Annotated in this window: 19 protein-coding genes; 11 read left to right on the top strand and 8 right to left on the bottom strand. The window is 56.2% G+C overall.

Annotated features, from left to right (window positions below):
* Position 1: 1 nt before the first annotated feature.
* Entirely contained in the window at positions 2-877 is an 876-nt protein-coding gene (locus tag K1W69_RS07820; protein WP_220227721.1) for a formylglycine-generating enzyme family protein, read from the bottom strand.
* A 15-nt stretch (positions 878-892) separates the two neighbouring features.
* Positions 893-1,570: an alpha/beta hydrolase gene (locus tag K1W69_RS07815; RefSeq protein ID WP_220227720.1), complete on the bottom strand. Its 678-nt coding sequence runs from the start codon at positions 1,568-1,570 to the stop codon at positions 893-895.
* A 169-nt stretch (positions 1,571-1,739) separates the two neighbouring features.
* Here K1W69_RS07815 and K1W69_RS07810 point away from each other — a divergent pair, with 169 nt between their 5' ends.
* The 7 genes from K1W69_RS07810 (at position 1,740) to sufA (ending at position 8,863) form a co-directional block, all read left to right on the top strand.
* Positions 1,740-2,894, top strand: a complete 1,155-nt coding sequence (locus tag K1W69_RS07810) for a cysteine desulfurase family protein (RefSeq protein WP_220227719.1) — start codon at positions 1,740-1,742, stop codon at positions 2,892-2,894.
* Between the two features lie 192 nt (positions 2,895-3,086).
* Positions 3,087-4,556 carry a Fe-S cluster assembly protein SufB gene (gene sufB / locus K1W69_RS07805; protein ID WP_220227718.1) on the top strand — a complete coding sequence of 490 codons (1,470 nt, stop codon included), beginning with the start codon at positions 3,087-3,089 and terminating at the stop codon, positions 4,554-4,556.
* A 114-nt stretch (positions 4,557-4,670) separates the two neighbouring features.
* A complete protein-coding gene (gene sufC / locus K1W69_RS07800) occupies positions 4,671-5,426 on the top strand; it encodes a Fe-S cluster assembly ATPase SufC (protein WP_220227717.1) in 756 nt (251 codons plus the stop codon).
* A 27-nt stretch (positions 5,427-5,453) separates the two neighbouring features.
* On the top strand, positions 5,454-6,725 hold the full coding sequence (gene sufD / locus K1W69_RS07795) for a Fe-S cluster assembly protein SufD (RefSeq protein WP_220227716.1): 1,272 nt from the start codon (positions 5,454-5,456) through the stop codon (positions 6,723-6,725).
* Positions 6,718-7,977, top strand: coding sequence for a cysteine desulfurase (locus tag K1W69_RS07790; RefSeq protein ID WP_220227715.1), 1,260 nt, complete (start codon positions 6,718-6,720; stop codon positions 7,975-7,977). The genes sufD and K1W69_RS07790 overlap by 8 nt, the downstream gene beginning before the upstream one ends.
* A gap of 24 nt (positions 7,978-8,001) precedes the next feature.
* A complete protein-coding gene (locus tag K1W69_RS07785; protein WP_220227714.1) occupies positions 8,002-8,397 on the top strand; it encodes an SUF system Fe-S cluster assembly protein in 396 nt (131 codons plus the stop codon).
* An 85-nt stretch (positions 8,398-8,482) separates the two neighbouring features.
* Complete coding sequence (sufA, locus tag K1W69_RS07780) at positions 8,483-8,863, top strand: Fe-S cluster assembly scaffold SufA (RefSeq protein ID WP_258570937.1); 381 nt, start codon at positions 8,483-8,485, stop codon at positions 8,861-8,863.
* Here the strand turns inward: sufA and K1W69_RS07775 are convergent, their stop codons facing one another.
* The 4 genes from K1W69_RS07775 to K1W69_RS07760 all read right to left on the bottom strand — a co-directional run bounded on the left by K1W69_RS07775 (position 8,864) and on the right by K1W69_RS07760 (position 12,291).
* Complete coding sequence (locus K1W69_RS07775) at positions 8,864-9,358, bottom strand: SRPBCC family protein (RefSeq protein ID WP_220227712.1); 495 nt, start codon at positions 9,356-9,358, stop codon at positions 8,864-8,866.
* A gap of 76 nt (positions 9,359-9,434) precedes the next feature.
* Positions 9,435-10,745, bottom strand: coding sequence for a TRAP transporter large permease (locus K1W69_RS07770; RefSeq protein WP_220227711.1), 1,311 nt, complete (start codon positions 10,743-10,745; stop codon positions 9,435-9,437).
* On the bottom strand, positions 10,742-11,242 hold the full coding sequence (locus K1W69_RS07765; protein WP_220227710.1) for a TRAP transporter small permease: 501 nt from the start codon (positions 11,240-11,242) through the stop codon (positions 10,742-10,744). Before K1W69_RS07765 ends, K1W69_RS07770 begins: the two co-directional genes overlap by 4 nt.
* Positions 11,243-11,253: 11 nt before the next feature.
* Positions 11,254-12,291 carry a TRAP transporter substrate-binding protein gene (locus tag K1W69_RS07760; protein WP_220227709.1) on the bottom strand — a complete coding sequence of 346 codons (1,038 nt, stop codon included), beginning with the start codon at positions 12,289-12,291 and terminating at the stop codon, positions 11,254-11,256.
* A 254-nt stretch (positions 12,292-12,545) separates the two neighbouring features.
* Between K1W69_RS07760 and K1W69_RS07755 the strand changes: the two genes are divergently transcribed.
* From K1W69_RS07755 to K1W69_RS07740, 4 genes are all read left to right on the top strand, one after another.
* Positions 12,546-12,920 (top strand): methylglyoxal synthase, encoded by a 375-nt coding sequence (locus K1W69_RS07755; protein ID WP_220227708.1) that lies wholly within the window; start codon positions 12,546-12,548, stop codon positions 12,918-12,920.
* A 5-nt stretch (positions 12,921-12,925) separates the two neighbouring features.
* Positions 12,926-13,948 (top strand): threonine ammonia-lyase, encoded by a 1,023-nt coding sequence (locus K1W69_RS07750; RefSeq protein ID WP_220227707.1) that lies wholly within the window; start codon positions 12,926-12,928, stop codon positions 13,946-13,948.
* A 143-nt stretch (positions 13,949-14,091) separates the two neighbouring features.
* Positions 14,092-15,507: a magnesium transporter gene (mgtE, locus tag K1W69_RS07745; RefSeq protein WP_220227706.1), complete on the top strand. Its 1,416-nt coding sequence runs from the start codon at positions 14,092-14,094 to the stop codon at positions 15,505-15,507.
* A 93-nt stretch (positions 15,508-15,600) separates the two neighbouring features.
* On the top strand, positions 15,601-15,987 hold the full coding sequence (locus tag K1W69_RS07740; RefSeq protein WP_220227705.1) for a MerR family transcriptional regulator: 387 nt from the start codon (positions 15,601-15,603) through the stop codon (positions 15,985-15,987).
* A 22-nt stretch (positions 15,988-16,009) separates the two neighbouring features.
* On the opposite strand, the gene K1W69_RS07735 is transcribed toward K1W69_RS07740, so the two are convergent.
* Together K1W69_RS07735 and K1W69_RS07730 are read right to left on the bottom strand one after the other, a co-directional pair.
* Complete coding sequence (locus K1W69_RS07735) at positions 16,010-17,005, bottom strand: heparan-alpha-glucosaminide N-acetyltransferase (protein WP_220227704.1); 996 nt, start codon at positions 17,003-17,005, stop codon at positions 16,010-16,012.
* 176 nt (positions 17,006-17,181) lie between these two features.
* Complete coding sequence (locus K1W69_RS07730; protein ID WP_220227703.1) at positions 17,182-17,505, bottom strand: hypothetical protein; 324 nt, start codon at positions 17,503-17,505, stop codon at positions 17,182-17,184.

Below are 17,505 nucleotides of genomic sequence, written 5' to 3'. Positions count from 1 at the left end.
GTCACTCTTCCAGGACAAGGCGAAAGCCGACGAGGATGTGCTTGATGTCATCCGGTCTTGAATGGCGGGCCGCCGGCCGGCAGACGCCACATCCCTTGTCGTCCCAGGAACCGCCTTTGACGATATGTCGTCCTTCACGCCCCGGCGTCGATGTCCACTCGAACACCTGCCCCGCCGCGTCGAGAAGGCCATAGGGGCTCACAGCATTCGGATAGCTTCCCACTGGGACAGTGCCGAACGGTCCTGCGTCGTGGCTGTTGAGCTTGTCGGGATCGAAGTCGTCGCCCCACGGAAAGGCTCTGCCGTCTGTTCCGCGCGCAGCCTTTTCCCATTCGGCTTCCGATGGCAGCCGCCACTTTTGTCCAGTCAGGTCGCTCAGCCAGACGGCGTAGGCGTTTGCGTCTAAATAGCTCACGAGGACCACCGGATGTTCCTCCCGGTCGGCTGGAGTTTCGACGCCGTTCCACCTGTACGGCGCCGTTCTCTCGAAAGGATGGATCAGGTCGTAGCTGTCCCAGAGTTGCCTTGTCACATCGGGTGGACGGTGTTCGGTACAGGCGACAAACATCGCGTAGTCGGCGTTGGTGACCGGCGTTTTCATGATGCGGTATTCAGGCAAGTCCACCGTTCGCAGATCTTCGGCGTCATACCAGCGGCGGTCCCGCGTGACGCTGTGCCCGTAAGCCGCCTCGTCGAGGCGGTAGGCCATTTCCCGCTCTTCCTGGCTGGAGCCCATGACAAAAGGGCCTGCCGGCACGGTCACCGTCTCGGATGGGGCGATTGTTTCCGTGCATGTGGCGGCGGACGCCGTTGAGGTTGCGCCGGTCATGGAGAGCATCACGGCGAAGGCTACTGGAATTGCATTGCCTTTCGCCATGGGATGCTCCCGTATTTACCTGATGCGCTTTGCGGGCGGCTCGGGAACAAGTTCTCCGGCCAGTCGCCGATCCAGATATTCCGAGCACTCGGCGATCAATTCGTCTACCTTTCCGGAGAAGAAGTGATTTGTGTCGTGCATGGTTTTCTGGGTGATCAGAATGCCTTTCTGCGATTGCAGTTTCTCAACCAGTCCCTGGACATCCTTTTCCGGCGCAACCCTGTCGGCGTCGCCATGGATGATCAGGCCCGATGAAGGGCAGGGCGCAAGGAAGGCGAAGTCATAGATGTTCGGCTGCGGGGCAATCGACATGAAACCTTCGATTTCCGGCCGGCGCATCAGGAGTTGCATGCCGATCCAGGCTCCGAAGGAATAGCCAGCCACCCAGCAACTCTTGCTGTCGGGATGCAGGCCCTGAATCCAGTCCAGCGCCGCCGCTGCGTCGGAAAGTTCACCTGCGCCATGGTCGAATGCGCCCTGGCTGCGCCCGATGGATCGGAAATTGAATCGGAGCGTTGTAAAGCCGCGCTGCTGGAACATGTAGAAGAGCTGGTAGACGATCTGGTTGTTCATCGTGCCGCCAAATTGCGGATGCGGGTGCAGGACGATGGCGATCGGCGCGTTTTTTTCCTTTGCGGGCTGGTAGCGACCTTCGAGGCGTCCAGCGGGACCGTTGAAGATGACTTCAGGCATTGGGGCTCCGGTTGTTTTTCGGGAATTGCGCTATTCCCGATATTTCTTATGTATGAGCGCGGGAAAGCATTTCGGACCCGTCGCTTGCAAAGTGAAGTGGTGTCTTAAGGCATAGGTATCCGAAATTACAAGGAAAATGACGCCGGGTGGCGGACGCGGGCAGAACTTGATGAAAAATCCAAGAATTTACCTGGACTACAACGCCACCGCGCCGCTATTGCCGATAGCGCGCGAGGCAATGCTGGATGTGCTTGCAATGCCGGGCAATCCTTCCTCCGTGCACAGCGAGGGACGCAAGGTGCGCGCGCGGGTCGATGATGCGCGCAGGAAAGTCGCCGCGCTTGTGAATGCGTCACCCGAAAATGTCGTTTTTACGAGTGGCGCGACTGAGGCAGCGTCGACGCTGCTTTCTCCTCTGTACAGGATGGGTCGTTCGAATATCGATATCGGCCATCTCTACTATTCGGCGGTCGAGCATCCCTGCGTGACCAGCGGCGGTCGGTTTCCAGCCGACCGGATCACATCAATCGATGTCGACAGTCAGGGGCGCGTAGACCTTGGACATTTGAAGGCGCTGCTCGATCAACACGATTCAGCAAGCGGCATGCCGATGGTTGCGGTGATGCTGGCAAACAATGAAACGGGCGTGATCCAGCCGGTAGCAGATGTGTCCGGGCTGGTGAAAGCCGCCGGCGGTCTTCTTATCGGAGACGCTGTGCAGGCGGCGGGGCGCATTCCGATCGACATGCAAACCCCGGGAGCCGACTTCATCTTCCTCTCGTCGCACAAGATGGGCGGGCCAAAAGGCGCCGGCGCGATTGTCGCGCAGGGTGAGATCATGATGCCGGCCCCGCTAATAACCGGAGGCGGACAGGAAAAAGGGCACAGGTCAGGCACGGAAAACCCTGCGGCGCTTGCGGGGTTTGGCGCTGTTGCGCAAGCGGCCCTCGAAGGCATGGATACGATGCAAAAGGTCGCCAGGCTCCGCGATCGGATGGAACAGGATATACGAATGGCTGTCCCGGACGCCATCATTTACGGCGGGGAATCCCGACGCCTGCCAAACACGAGCTTTTTTGCACTCCCCGGTTTCAAGGCAGAGACTGCTCAGATTGCATTCGACCTGGAAGGAGTGGCCCTGTCGGCGGGCTCGGCGTGTTCCTCGGGCAAGATCGGCCCGTCGCATGTGCTCAAGGCCATGGGCATGGATGCGGACCAGGGAGCGCTCAGGGTGAGTCTTGGTCCAGCGACAACGGAAGAAGAAATTGACCGCTTCGTCTCCATTCTGAAGCGAATTTCGGAGAAACGAACACTGGCAGTGTAAGGGCTCTTTTCGAATAAATGGGAGCCCAGTCTGGAAATATTATAAATTTCGGCTTACAAGCTGCTCTCGCATTGGAATCTAGGCTTCAATGCACTAAATGCGGTGGTGCCGGGCGCGGAAACGCGAGCGGCTTTACATATATGACGTTGACAAACTGCCGGACCTTTAATCCGGCGAGATTGGAGAGCGCCAATGCCTGCTGTGCAGGAGACGATCGATCAGGTTCGCCAGATCGATGTGGACCAGTATAAGTACGGGTTCGAAACGCTTATCGAAATGGAAAAGGCCCCAAAGGGGCTAAATGAAGACATCATTCGCTTCATTTCGGCGAAAAAAGATGAGCCGGAATGGATGCTTGAGTGGCGTCTGAACGCCTATCGTCGCTGGTTGACGATGGAAGCGCCGTCGTGGGCGCGCGTCGAATATCCGAAAATCGACTTCAACGACATCTATTACTACGCCGCGCCAAAGAGCATGGCGGGTCCGAAAACGCTCGACGAAGTCGATCCGGAACTGCTCAGGACTTACGAGAAGCTTGGTATTCCGCTTCGGGAGCAGGAAATCCTCGCCGGCGTGCAGGAGTCGAAGATCGCCGTAGACGCCGTTTTCGATTCCGTTTCGGTGGTAACGACCTTCAAGAAAGAACTCGCCAAGGCGGGCGTAATCTTCATGTCAATCTCCGAAGCGATCAGAGAGCATCCCGATCTCGTTCGGAAATATCTCGGCAGCGTCGTGCCGGTCACCGACAACTATTATGCGACGCTCAATTCGGCGGTTTTCACGGACGGCTCTTTCGTATTTGTGCCGAAGGGCGTGCGCTGCCCGATGGAGCTTTCCACCTATTTCCGCATCAACGAAAAGAACACCGGTCAGTTCGAACGCACTCTGATCATCTGTGAAGAGGCTGCATACGTCTCTTATCTCGAAGGGTGCACGGCCCCGCAGCGCGACGAGAACCAGCTTCACGCCGCTGTCGTCGAACTTGTCGCCCTTGAAGACGCGGAAATAAAGTACTCGACGGTCCAGAACTGGTTTCCCGGAGATTCTGAAGGCAAGGGCGGCATCTACAACTTCGTCACCAAGCGCGGCGACTGTCGCGGGGCGAACTCGAAGATTTCATGGACCCAGGTTGAAACCGGATCGGCGATCACCTGGAAATATCCGTCCTGCATTCTGCGCGGCGACAATTCGCGCGGCGAGTTCTACTCGATCGCCGTTTCCAATGGTCGCCAGCAGATCGATAGCGGCACCAAGATGATTCATCTTGGCAAGAACACGTCGAGCCGCATCATCTCCAAGGGCATCTCTGCCGGGAAATCGAACAACACCTATCGCGGCCAGGTTTCGGCGCACCGCAAGGCGACCAACGCCCGCAACTTTACGCAGTGCGATTCCCTGCTGATCGGCAACAATTGCGGCGCGCATACGGTTCCTTATATCGAAGCAAGGAATTCGACAGCGCAGTTCGAACACGAAGCGACAACCTCCAAGATCTCGGAGGATCAACTCTTCTATTGCCTGCAACGCGGCATTCCAGAAGAGGAAGCCATTGCGCTGATCGTCAACGGCTTCGTGAAGGAAGTCATTCAGGAATTGCCGATGGAGTTCGCCGTCGAGGCGCAGAAACTGATCGGTATCAGTCTGGAAGGCAGCGTGGGCTGATCGGCCGCCTGTAGAAAACAAGAGCCGGCGCTGCGCCGGCCGTACAATTCGGAGATCACTGGAACCGGAAACGCCGGTGAACCATGGCTCCGCAGTAATTTGGGATGTAACGGAATGCTGGAAATCAAGAATCTTCACGCGCGGATCGCCGAGGATGGCACGGAAATCATCCGCGGCCTGAATCTTACGGTCAAGGCCGGCGAGGTCGCCGCTATCATGGGACCGAACGGGTCAGGCAAGTCGACGCTGTCCTATGTTCTGACAGGTCGCGAAGACTACGAAGTGACTGAAGGCGATATTCTCTACAACGGCGAAAGCATTCTGGATATGGATGTCAGCGAACGCGCCGCATCCGGAATCTTTCTGGCCTTCCAGTATCCGGTCGAGATCCCCGGCGTCGCCACCATGCAGTTCCTCAAGGTGGCGATGAACGAGCAGCGCAAGGCGAGGGGCGAAGACGAGTTGTCCACGCCGGATTTCATCCGAAAGGTCAAGGAAGCCGCGGGTGAACTCAAAATCGACATGGACATGCTCAAGCGCCCGCTGAACGTCGGCTTCTCAGGCGGAGAGAAGAAACGGGCGGAAATTCTTCAGATGGCTTTGCTGGAGCCCAGTCTCTGCATACTCGATGAAACCGATTCCGGTCTCGACATTGACGCGCTCAAGATTGTCGCCGACGGCGTCAACGCTTTGCGTTCACCGGATCGCGCCATCGTCGTTATTACGCACTATCAGCGTCTTCTCGATTACATCGTCCCGGACAGCGTGCACGTTCTCTACAAAGGGCGCGTTATCGAGTCCGGTCAAAAGGAACTCGCGCTGGAACTCGAGAAGAACGGATATGCGAACATCATCGAGAAAGCTGCTTGATCCGCGGTCCGCAAGGCAAGGTTTGATATGAACGTGCAAAGCAAGAAACCGATCACGGCCGCCGAACAGTCGTTACTCGATCGATATTCGGAACGGCGCGACGCGCTTCAGGGCGACGCATCCGTGACAGAACTTCGGGACGGGCTTGTCCACGACTTCGCTCAGACGGGTCTACCTGGGCGGCGTATCGAGACATGGCACTACACCGATCTTCGGACGCTGCTGAAATCGGCGCCCTCAGACTTTTCAGCTGAAGCAGGCGCGTCGGCAAAGCCCATTGTCCCGGACTCAATCGTACTGTCCGCCCGCAACGACTGCCAGGACAGCGCCATTCCGGATGGTATGGATGTTTCGTCTTTCAAGGAATTGCTGGCTTCAGAGCGCGCAACCGATCTGTTGGCGTCAAAACGATCGGATGACTTCATCGGACGCGTAAACAGCATGTTCGTGGACGGGGGCTCGGTAGTCGAGGTGTCAAAGGGCGCGAAGCTTGAAAAAACAATCGAGTTTCAGAACGCGTCGTTGGGCGGTCATTTGCACACGCGCATGTCCGTCAACATCGGAGAAGGCGCGTCAGGTACGTTCATCGAACGGCAAATTGCAGCTGGCAAGACCGATTCCTTCGTATCTTCCATCACCGATCTCACTATTGGCAAGGGCGCTGCTGTTACCTGGATCATTAGCCAGGAACGCGGCGTTTCCGATACGCATCTCGGCCAGATCAACATCCGTCTGGGCGAAGACGCCCGGCTTACGCTTTTCATAGCCAACGCCGGAGGCCATCTGGTGCGTCAGGAAGTGCACGTAACTGCCGATGGCGAGAACTCCGACTTCGCGCTTCGCGGGGTCAATCTTCTGGGTGGAGACAGCCACACCGACATCACGATGGAATTCGATCATCTGGTGGCGAATTGCGTATCCGCCGAGACCCTGCGCAACGTCGTCTTCGATCGGGCGCGCGGCGTGTTCCAGGGACAGATCCGCGTCGCGCAGATTGCCCAGAAGACGGACGCCAAAATGGCTTGCAACACGTTGCTATTGTCGGACGAGGGCGAGTTCTTCTCAAAGCCGGAACTCGAAATATTCGCAGATGACGTTCAGTGCGGACATGGCGCAACGGTCACCGATATCGACGAGAACCATCTCTTCTATCTCAAGGCGCGTGGTATCTCTGATTCGAAGGCGCGGGCAATGCTCGTAAACGCTTTCATATCCGAAATCGTCGAAGATCTGGAGCAGGAGGATCTGGTCGAGGCCTTCGAGAACAGATTCTCGGAATGGCTGGCGCAACATGCCTGACGCTACCGCGGAAACAAGGTTGTCCGGCTCAACCGGTTATGATGTCGAAGCCATTCGGCGTGATTTCCCGATATTGTCGCGCGAGGTCTACGGCAAACCGCTCGTTTATCTCGACAACGGCGCATCAGCCCAGAAGCCGCAATCTGTGATCGACGCGATTACAAACGCCTATTCCAACGAATACGCAAATGTTCATCGTGGTCTGCACTACCTGTCAAATGCGGCGACCGACGCATACGAGCAGGCGCGCGAGAAGGTCAGATCGTTTTTGAACGCCGAAAGCGTCGACAACATCGTCTTCACGAAGTCGACGACCGAAGCAATCAACACCGTTGCTTACAGCTACGGCATGCCGTTCATCGAAGCCGATGACGAGATCGTGCTGACGATCATGGAGCACCATTCCAACATCGTGCCCTGGCATTTCATACGCGAGCGTCAGGGAGCAAAGCTGAAATGGGTTCCGGTCGATGGCAATGGCGCTTTCAAAATTGAAGACTTCGAGGCGCAACTGACGGATCGAACCAAACTGGTGGCGATTACCCATATGTCGAATGTTCTCGGCACCGTGGTTCCGGTCAAGGAAGTGTGCCGGATCGCCCACGAGCGCGGCATTCCGGTTCTTGTCGACGGCAGTCAGGCCGCCGTGCACATGAGCGTCGACGTTCAGGATATCGATTGCGACTGGTATGTCTTCACCGGTCACAAGGTATACGGCCCGTCGGGGATCGGCGTGCTCTACGGCAAGCAGGCGATGCTGGAGAAAATGCGGCCGTTTCAGGGTGGCGGAGAAATGATTCTCGACGTCAGCCAGGACGAAATCAGTTACAACGCGCCGCCACATCGTTTCGAGGCCGGCACGCCCCCGATTGTGCAGGCTATTGGTCTTGGCGCGGCGCTCGACTATATGGAAAGCATCGGACGCGATGCGATCGCCGCTCATGAAGCGGATCTCTGCGCATACGCACATGACAGGCTGCGCGCTATCAATTCACTGAAGATATTTGGCGACGCGCCGGGCAAGGGCGCTATCGTGTCCTTCGAGATCGAAGGTATTCACGCGCATGATGTTTCGATGGTTATTGATCGTTCGGGTGTGGCGGTAAGAGCCGGCACACATTGCGCGCAACCGCTGCTGAAGCAATTTGGCGTGACATCAACCTGCAGGGCTTCGTTCGGGCTCTACAATACGCGCTCCGAAGTCGATGCGTTGGTTGACGCGCTGAAAAAAGCGAAGGAATTTTTCGCCTGAGCCGCGGAAACAGGGATGTTGAGCATGACGGATGAGACAACGACTGACATAGCGCCTGGACAAGACAACGCCGGCAAGGGGACTTTTTCCGCGTCCGACATCCCGCGCGAAGAGCTCGCCAGGCTCACCGACGACATCATCGCCGCGTTGAAGACTGTCTACGACCCGGAGATCCCGGCGGATATATACGAACTCGGCCTGATCTATCGCATCGATATCGAGGATGATCGCACAGTCAAGGTCGACATGACGCTGACGGCGCCGGGCTGTCCCGTCGCCGGAGAAATGCCGGGTTGGGTGGAAAACGCCGTCCGTTCCGTTGAAGGCGTGATGGATGTCGACGTCAATATGACGTTTGACCCTCCATGGACTCCCGATCGCATGTCGGAAGAAGCGCAGATTGCGGTCGGCTGGTACTGATTGAAATATGAGCGGTTGAGTCTATATTTATAGACAGATGCTTCCTCCACACGAAGGGAGAAAGAGTGTGAACGGATTTACCGTAATGACACTGACCGACAAGGCTGCCGAGCGCGTCAAAGCGGTGGTCGCGAATGCTGGCGAGCCTGCCATCGGGCTGCGCGTCGGTATCAAGAAGGGCGGTTGTGCAGGCATGGAATATACGGTCGACCTGGCGACCGAAGACACCGGCAAGGACGACGAGGTCGTTCATGACGGCGCACGGGTGTTCGTTGCCCCGGAAGCGGCTCTCTTCCTGCTCGGTACGGAAATGGATTTCGAGACGACGAAACTCCGGTCCGGATTCGTATTCAACAATCCGAACCAGACATCGGCCTGTGGCTGCGGAGAATCCGTGGAGCTCAAGCCGGCCGATCTGAAGGCGCTTGCCGACAAGGGAAGCCCGGTCGTTCAGACGGGCAACTGATCAGGCATCGTGTTTCGAGCGCAGACCGGCGCGCCACACTGGATTGGCGCGCTGCTCGACATATTTCTTGATCTCCATCAGGTCTGTTTCGAATAGCCGTGACCAATACCGCGACACCGGTCTTTCGATCAGTCGGAGGAGGGGCGACGGGATGAGACGGCTTGACACCGTGACCTGACCCGTCAGATGCGTTCCGTCATGATCTGGCTCCAGCCGCAGCGGCATGTTCACCTCGATGACCAGACCGCGCTGATTCAAGGCGATTTCCCGTGGCGGATTGAATGTCGCTAAACGGAAGACAATTCCTGACAGCCTGACGGAATCCCTTCGCCATTCCCGAAAGCTGCTACAGGCGTCTATGGGCAGCGGGCCAGACAGCCGTACTTTGCGAACTCCGGACAGAATGACGGTTCTGTTTTTTACGTCGGCAAGCACCGAAAACACGGCGACAGGCGGCGCATTGACGAAGAGCGATAGCTTATCGTGTTCCGACATATGACAGAGCTTCCATCGGGGGTTGCTCTTTTATAGCAGGACTGTGCGCACGGGATAGGGTAGAAATCCCTGCGCGCTAATTCATGAACCTCGGCAGCATGAGCGATATCGCCGGTATCAGGACCAGAAGAGACAACCGAACGACGTCGGCGACCCAGAATGGCGTGACGCCGGAAAATATCTTGCCGGTGGATACGTCCGGTAGCATCGCTTTCAGGACGAATACGTTCATTCCGATTGGAGGCGTTATCAGGCTGATCTCGGTTACGACGACGACGATGATGCCGAACCAGATAAGCGTCATTTCTTCACTCATTCCGAAATCGAGCCCCAGTATGACCGGATAGAAAACGGGCACAGTCAGGAGGATCATCGAAAGGCTTTCGAGGACGCAGCCAAGCAGCAGATAAATCAGAAGTATCAGCGCCATGACGAGGTAGGGCGACACCGTCATGCCAAGGATCCAGTCAGTCAGGATATTCGGCAGGTCGGCGTAGTTGATGAAATTCGAGAATATCTGTGCTCCGATCAGAACGAAGAACAGCATTGCCGTTGTCTCGATCGTTTCCACAAGCACGGAGAATAGGTCATTCCATCCGAGCTTGCGGCGCAGGAATGAAATCAGGAATGCGCCGGTGGCGCCTACGCCGGCTGCTTCAGTCGGTGTGAAGATCCCGCCATAGATGCCGCCGATTATCAGGACAAACAGGAAGATCACCGCCCAGGTCGAGCGAAGCGCCCTGAAACGCTGCGACCAGTCAGCGCGATCGCCAGGCGGGCCGGATTCCGGTTTGCGCCAGACGGTAAAGCGCACAGCGGCCATGTACAACAACACGCCGAGGATACCGGGAAGGATGCCAGCGATGAATAGCTTTCCGATATTGCTTTCCGTCATCACGCCGTAAATGACGAGAATGACGGAAGGCGGGATGAGTATGCCAAGCGTTCCGCCGGAAGCGATAGCGCCGGCAGCCAGCGAATCGGAGTATCCGAATTTCCGCATGGAAGGCATCGTCACCTTCGACATCGTCGCGGCCGTAGCGATCGATGAACCGCACACCGCCGAGAAACCGCCGCAGGCAACGATCGTGGCCATCGCAAGACCGCCGCGTCTGTGTCCGAGGAATGCATTTGACGCGTTATAGAGCTCTTCCGACAGGCCGGCGCGAGACACCAGATTGCCCATCAATACGAAAAGCGGGACGACCGACAGTTCATAATTGACGCCGGTTTCGTAGGCCATGTTTGCAATGAGGCTGCCTGCCGCGCTGAAGGAAACGAACATGCCGAAACCGACATAACCAACGATGCCCATGGCGAGCGCAATGGGGATGCGCATGAACACCAGCGCAAGAAGCACTGCAAAGCCGATGAGGGATTCGATCATTGCCCGGCCACCACTTCCCGATCGACGGGTTTGTTCGGAAAATGCAGAAGCATAAGCGTCAGGATTGCGCTAACGCCGCACGAAATAGCCATGAAACGCATTAGCGGCGCGAGCGGAATTTCGAGAATGGCCGTCGTGTCGTAGCCGGAAAGGTCTGCCTTGCCCCAAAGCTTCACGGCGAGAAACGCCAGCGCGCCAGCCATCAAAAGGTTGACGACAGCGTCTCTCACGCGCTTCGTTCGCGTTGAAAGTCCGCCCTCCAGGAGGTCGACCGTCACATGGCCGTCACGCATGGATATGAGCGGGAGTCCGCAATAAAGCAGTGTCGCCAACATCAATTCAGTCAGTTCGAACGCGCCATCGATCGGGCTGTTGAAGAAATAGCGCCCGATAACATCTGCAAATGTCATCAGCATCATCGCCACGAGAAGCGCGGCGCCGCTGATCTCAAGAATAAGGGTCGCGACGCGCGCGACCCTGGATACTGTTTCTGACATCAGTCAGCGGCTCAGTTGGAAGCTTCGAGTTCTTTCGCGAGCTGCTTGAACTCTTCAAGCATCGCTTTGCCGTCTACGCCTTTCTTGTCGGCTTCGACGTACCAGGCGTCGATGATAGGACCAGACGCTGTGCCAATTTCTCCGACAAACGATTCCGACGCTGTCATGATCTGAATATCGTTGTCGAGAGCGACCTGACGGCCTTCCTCGTCCGCCACGTCCCATGCGGCGCCGGCGAGTTTCGCGAACGCCTCGCCGGAAGCAGCGTCGACCGCGGCTTTCTGTTCATCCGTCAACTTGTCGTAGGAGGCCGGGTTCATGACCAGAAAGAAAGAGGTGTTATAAAGGCCGCCTGGAACTTCCGTCAGGTTCTTGAGCAGCCCCTCAAGCTTGAAAGCCGCCAGGGATTCCATCGGGAAGAATACGCCGTCAGCAATGCCGCGCGACAGAATTTCGTAAACCTGCGTAGCTGGTTTCAGGATGGCAACCACATTCATGGCGCCGGCGAGGTCCTTGATGATGCCGCCGCCGACGCGGATCTTCATGCCGTCGAGGTCGGACATCTGTTCGATCGGATCGCCCGTTGTCATGATGACGCCGGGACCGTGGGTGAAGACGCTGAGGACTTTGACGCCGTCATGTTCGCCTTTGTCGGCCATGTATTTTTCATAAATACGCCAATAGGCGACTGACGTGGCTTCTGCGCTGTCGCCAAGAAATGGCATTTCGGCGACTGATGTGAGGACAAAGCGACCAGGCTGATAGCCATGGACGCCGAAGGTTATGTCGGCCAGACCGTCGCGCGCGATATCGAAGTGCGCAGGCGGGGATCCTACCGGTTTGGGAAGGATCTTGATGGAGACGGAGCCATTCGTCGCTTCCTCGACCTGCTTGATCCAGGGCACAACCATATCTTCAACAATCGGATGTGATGGCGGCAGCCAGGATGAGACCGTCAATTCCGTTGTTTGCGCCTGCGCTGACATTGAAACGCTGGCAATTGAAAGGCAGAGAGCGCTGACAGCGCCAATTTTTGAAATAATACCCATATGTTCCTCCTCCGGTTATCCCGGGCTGATTGCGCAGTCATTAGGCCATAAGCCGACCGACTGGTCAATTAATTATTCGCGTCGTTTGCCACATGCGAAAGGCGGCAATCGGATGACGCGAACTGAAATCAAAAATTATATTTTAGATTTAAAACAATCAAGGGCGTCGATGCCTGGTATCAACAGAGGATGGCTTTTCTTCCCCGATGTCCTGTTATAACCAGCCGGGAAGTCGTAAATCGGAATGTTGGACCATGCCCACCAGAATCGCGCTCGTCGCCCATGACGCAAAGAAGGATGCTCTTGTCGACTGGGTCGTTCGCAATGCGCCGCGCCTTGCGAAAATGGAAATCGTCGCAACAGGCACGACAGGAGGCCGCATAAGCGCTGCGCTTCCCGAACTACACGTCAAGGCACTGAAAAGCGGACCGTTGGGTGGCGATCAGCAGATTGGCGCCTTGATCGCCGAAGATCAGCTTGACGCTTTGATTTTCTTTGTCGACCCGCTTTCGCCACTGCCGCATGACGTAGACGTTAAGGCGCTGACGCGACTGGCTATTGTTTATGACTTGCCTCTGGCATGCAGTATCTCCACAGCCAACGCCGTTCTCGACCATATTTTGAGGTAAAACAAATGGAAATTGCCGAAGAAATACTGCATCAGCCTGGAATCGATCTGGCGATGATCGAGAATGCGGCAGAGCGCATAAAAGGTCAGGCGCGAAGAACGCCATTGCTGGAAGCGACGCTGCTCAATGAATTTTTGGGTATGCGCGTCTTGTTCAAGCCTGAGTGTCTGCAGAAAACCGGGTCATTCAAGTTTCGCGGCGCCTACACGAAACTCTCGAGACTGTCCGAAGCGGAACCCGGAAAACCGGTCGTAGCCTTTTCATCCGGCAATCATGCTCAAGGCGTCGCCCACGCGGCGCAACTGCTCGGCCTCTCCTGTACAATCGTCATGCCGGACGACGCGCCTGCTATCAAGTTGGGAAACACGCGCGCATACGGGGCAAATATCGTCACCTACGACCGATTTAGCGAAGATCGTGAAGCCATCGCCCACGCAATCTCCATGGAGACAAATGCCGAAATCGTCAGGCCGTTCGATGATCTTGACATCATGTCCGGGCAGGGGACGACAGGTCTGGAAATCGTACAAGACGCGATTGACGCCGGAACCCGGGTAGATCACGTCTTTTGTCCGGCTGGCGGAGGCGGACTGCTTTCCGGAATCGCCCTGGCGGTGAAATCCTGCATGCCCGATACGGCAATATGGTTTGCTGAACCGGCGGGTTTTGACGATGTCATTCGTTCGCTCGCAACCGGAACCAGGCAGAACGCAGATTTTCAAACCAGGACGATTTGCGACGCATTGTTGACCAAGTCCGTTGGCGTGCGACCGTTCAAAGTCATTCAGGAACACGTAAGCGGCGGATACGCCATTACCGATGACGAGGCGTTGTCGGCCATGTTCCTCGCGTACCAGCATCTGAAAGTCGTCGTCGAACCCGGCGGGGCGGCCGCATTCGCAGCCTTGCTACAGCAGCGCCAAAGATTTGCCGGAAGCACGGTCGTGGTCGTGCTTTCAGGCGGGAATGTTGATCCGGCGGTTTTCGCCGCGTGTCTGGCGCAAAGCGACGGTGTGCCACCGCAATGATTGAGCGTTGTTTTTGATCAATTTCACGCCATTGACGCCAAATTGGATAATCCTCGCTGTAGAGGGAGTCTGACTGTTTCCTTTGGTCTGCAGTCGCTCTATGTTCCGCGGAATTCTAGTCACGCGCGAACCCATGGATATCAATGAGCGAAGAGGCTGAAGACACCGCAGCCGAAAATACGGCCGCAGAAGCTACCGATCTCTACGACGATGACGGGGTAATCCGCAGCGAGTACCTCGCTCGCGTAGGCGCTGCGATTGCAGACCGCGACATCCTGTTTCTGAAGGAGCAGGTCGCCAGCCTTCACGAATCAGAACTCGGTGATCTGCTGGAGTCCCTTCAGTCGGAGCAACGTAGGGCTCTCGTCGGACTGCTGGGAGAGGATTTCGATTTCACAGCGCTGACGGAGGTGGACGAGTCCGTTCGCCGCGAGATTGTCGGCGACCTGCCGATCGAGCAAATGGTCGAAGGTCTTGGCGAGCTCGATTCCGATGATGCTGTCTACATTCTCGAGGATCTCGACCCCGAGGAGCAGGACGATATCCTCGCGCGTCTACCGTTTACGGAACGGGTTCGCCTGCGTCGCTCGCTGGACTATCCCGAAGAGACCGCGGGACGACGGATGCAGACGGAGTTTGTCGCCGTGCCGCCATTCTGGAGCGTCGGACAGACCATCGACTATTTGCGTGAAGATGAAAATCTTCCTTTCTCATTTGCTCAGGTTTTCGTTGTCGACCCTACTTTTCGACTGCTTGGCGCAATCGATCTGGACAGCATCCTTCGCAGCAGGCGCGAAGTGCGCGTCGAAGACATCATGCACGAGACCAGCAGGTCCATTCCGGCTTTGATGGACCAGGAAGACGCCGCGCAATTGATGAGCCAATACGACCTCCTGTCGGCTGCCGTCGTTGACGAAAACAACAGGCTGGTCGGCGTTCTGACAATCGACGATGTACTCGATGTGATCCAGGAAGAGGCAGAGGAAGACATCAAGTTTCTCGGGGGCGTCGGCGATGAGGAACTGTCGGACAATGTCGTCTCCACCGTGCGCTCACGCTTTCCCTGGCTACTCGTCAATCTGGCGACAGCGATACTTGCCTCGCTGATCATTGGTATTTTCGACGCCACAATCCAGCAGATGGTCGCGCTCGCCGTCCTGATGCCAATCGTCGCGTCCATGGGAGGCAATGCGGGAACTCAGACGCTGACGGTGACTGTGCGCGCGCTGGCGACGCGTGATTTGGATATTTACAACGCCGCCCGCATCATACGGCGTGAAACCTGGATCGGACTGATCAACGGCCTGTTGTTCGCCGTTCTGGTCGCTATCATGGCATTTGTCTGGTTCGGCAATGCACAGCTCGGTTTGGTGATTGCTATCGCAATGGTGATCAACATGGTTTCGGCGGCGCTTGCCGGTATTCTGCTGCCATTGTTGCTCGACAAGATCGGAGTCGATCCCGCGCTGGCCTCTGCGGTTTTTGTGACGACAGTGACTGATATTGTCGGCTTTTTCTCATTCCTCGGCCTGGCGGGATGGTGGTTCGGCCTATTGTAGGAGACTTGGCTCGGTGAAGACCGCGCCAAGACAGTCAAAAAATTGACTTTTACGTAAAAGTCATCCACTGTCCTCTCAACATCATGAGAGCCAATGCATAAATACTATTCCATCACCGAACTGACGCGCGAGTTCGGCGTATCGACCCGCACCCTGAGATTCTATGAGGATGAGGGACTGATCCACCCGGAGCGGCGAGGGCGCACCAGATTATTCAAGGCGTCGGACCGTCACCTCATCGGCGAAATCCTGAGGGGGAGGAGGCTCGGATTCACGATAGCTGAAATCCGAGAAATCATCGATATATACAAAGGGCCGCCGGGTGAAATCGGGCAGCTCGAATTGATGATGCAGCGCGTTGCGGAAAAGCGCGATCAACTCAATCAGAAGCGCAAGGACATCGAGGAAACACTCGCGGAACTGGACAATGTCGACGAGGCCTGTCTGGCGCGTCTGGCCGAACTGCGCGTTGGATCCTGACCAAATTCATTCGCAATAGATTTCACTGCAATACGCGGGATTCTGCGGTGCAACTCGAAACCACAGAGGTCACCGTTTCATTGCCCTGGTATACCAACCTGTCATACAGGATGTCCTTCAGAAGTCCTGCTTCATGGAACTTGTCTCCGGTGCACTGACAGTAGCGTTGACAGAATGCGACCGATTCATTTTGTGCGCAGTTCGGATTGCAGAGGTCGCGGTAAACCGGCCTCAGGTCAGCCGGGGATACAAGACTGAAAACAAAGACGATCGCGTACAGTACCGGCTGGTGTATCAGATAGAACGCCAGGCTGTGCCTGCCCAAAAATGTCAAACTTTGACCAACGGGATCATTCGCGGAATAGAGCGCGCCCAATTTTGCCAGACCATCAGACCTTTTGAGAACTTTTCCGACCGCGATTCCGATTAACACTGGCCCAAACCAGGGGAAGAGCGGCACATAGTCGTTCGAACGAACTGTGTAGGTCGACAGCCCGATCCAGTTGAGTAGGGGGTGATCAAGCAACGTCGTATGTAAATAGGGTGACAGGAAAATGATCAGAAATCCCGCCAATGCGATCAAAAGCGGTGGGAGCCTGAGGAACGCCAGGCCGAGCAGGCTGGACAGGGCGATGCAGTGGAGTATTCCAAAAAAAACGTATCGCTGTGGCATCATCAGGTAAGTGACGACTGTGATGGCGAGCGACGCCATAATAATCATTCCAAGCCTGCCGATAAACGGCCGCCATTTGATCCTGTCGCCGTGTGCGAGCACGAGACTGATTCCGACCAGGAACAGAAAACTTCCAGCGATGCATCGGGCGAAAATCTTCCAGCCGCCTTCAGCGGTCAGTCCCGCCGGAACATAGTGAAAAAACTCCAGGTCCCACGTAAAATGGTAGATCGCCATCGCGACCAGCGCGACGCCGCGAGCTACGTCAAACAGCCGAATTCGACCGCGGATCGGTCGGGCGTGTGATCTGCCAAGTCGAGAAATGTATGTGCCGAAGAATTTCATAGGAAGGCGCTGACTTAGACCTGATGCGTTTAGAATAGTTTAGCGCAACACCGATGCCAACAGCGCATCAAACAGCATTGGCGTCCGACACACGCCAGACTGCGGCGACTCACTGTCATTCCGTGTGCATGATCGCATACTCCAAGGGACATCACGCCGAGGCTTTGACGCGTTTTTCACACTTTTTTAACAATATCTCCGGCGCCGCTTGCCAAACTAACAGATTGAAAATACGAGCCTCTTTTCATCACAATATAATCGTTTAAAAAAGCCTGACACAAAATCGCCATTTTGCAGTTGCGAAAGCGCACCGCATCTACTATGTCACTGCACTGCCGCGACTGATTTTGAATGGCGCGGCCTGCAACAGGGTACTTTTCGGAGCCAAAATGGAAGATACCGTTCAGAAATCCTGCTGGGGCGTTACAGCTCGCGCGGTTTTCGGTTTCGCCATCCTGATCTTTCTCATCTATCTGTTCGGTGGCGTCTGAACCAATCAA

Origin of the sequence: Flavimaribacter sediminis (assembly GCF_019492055.1) — a bacterium.
Classification (GTDB): Bacteria; Pseudomonadota; Alphaproteobacteria; order Rhizobiales; family Rhizobiaceae; genus Flavimaribacter; species Flavimaribacter sediminis.
This window is presented reverse-complemented; position numbering and strand designations above follow the sequence as displayed.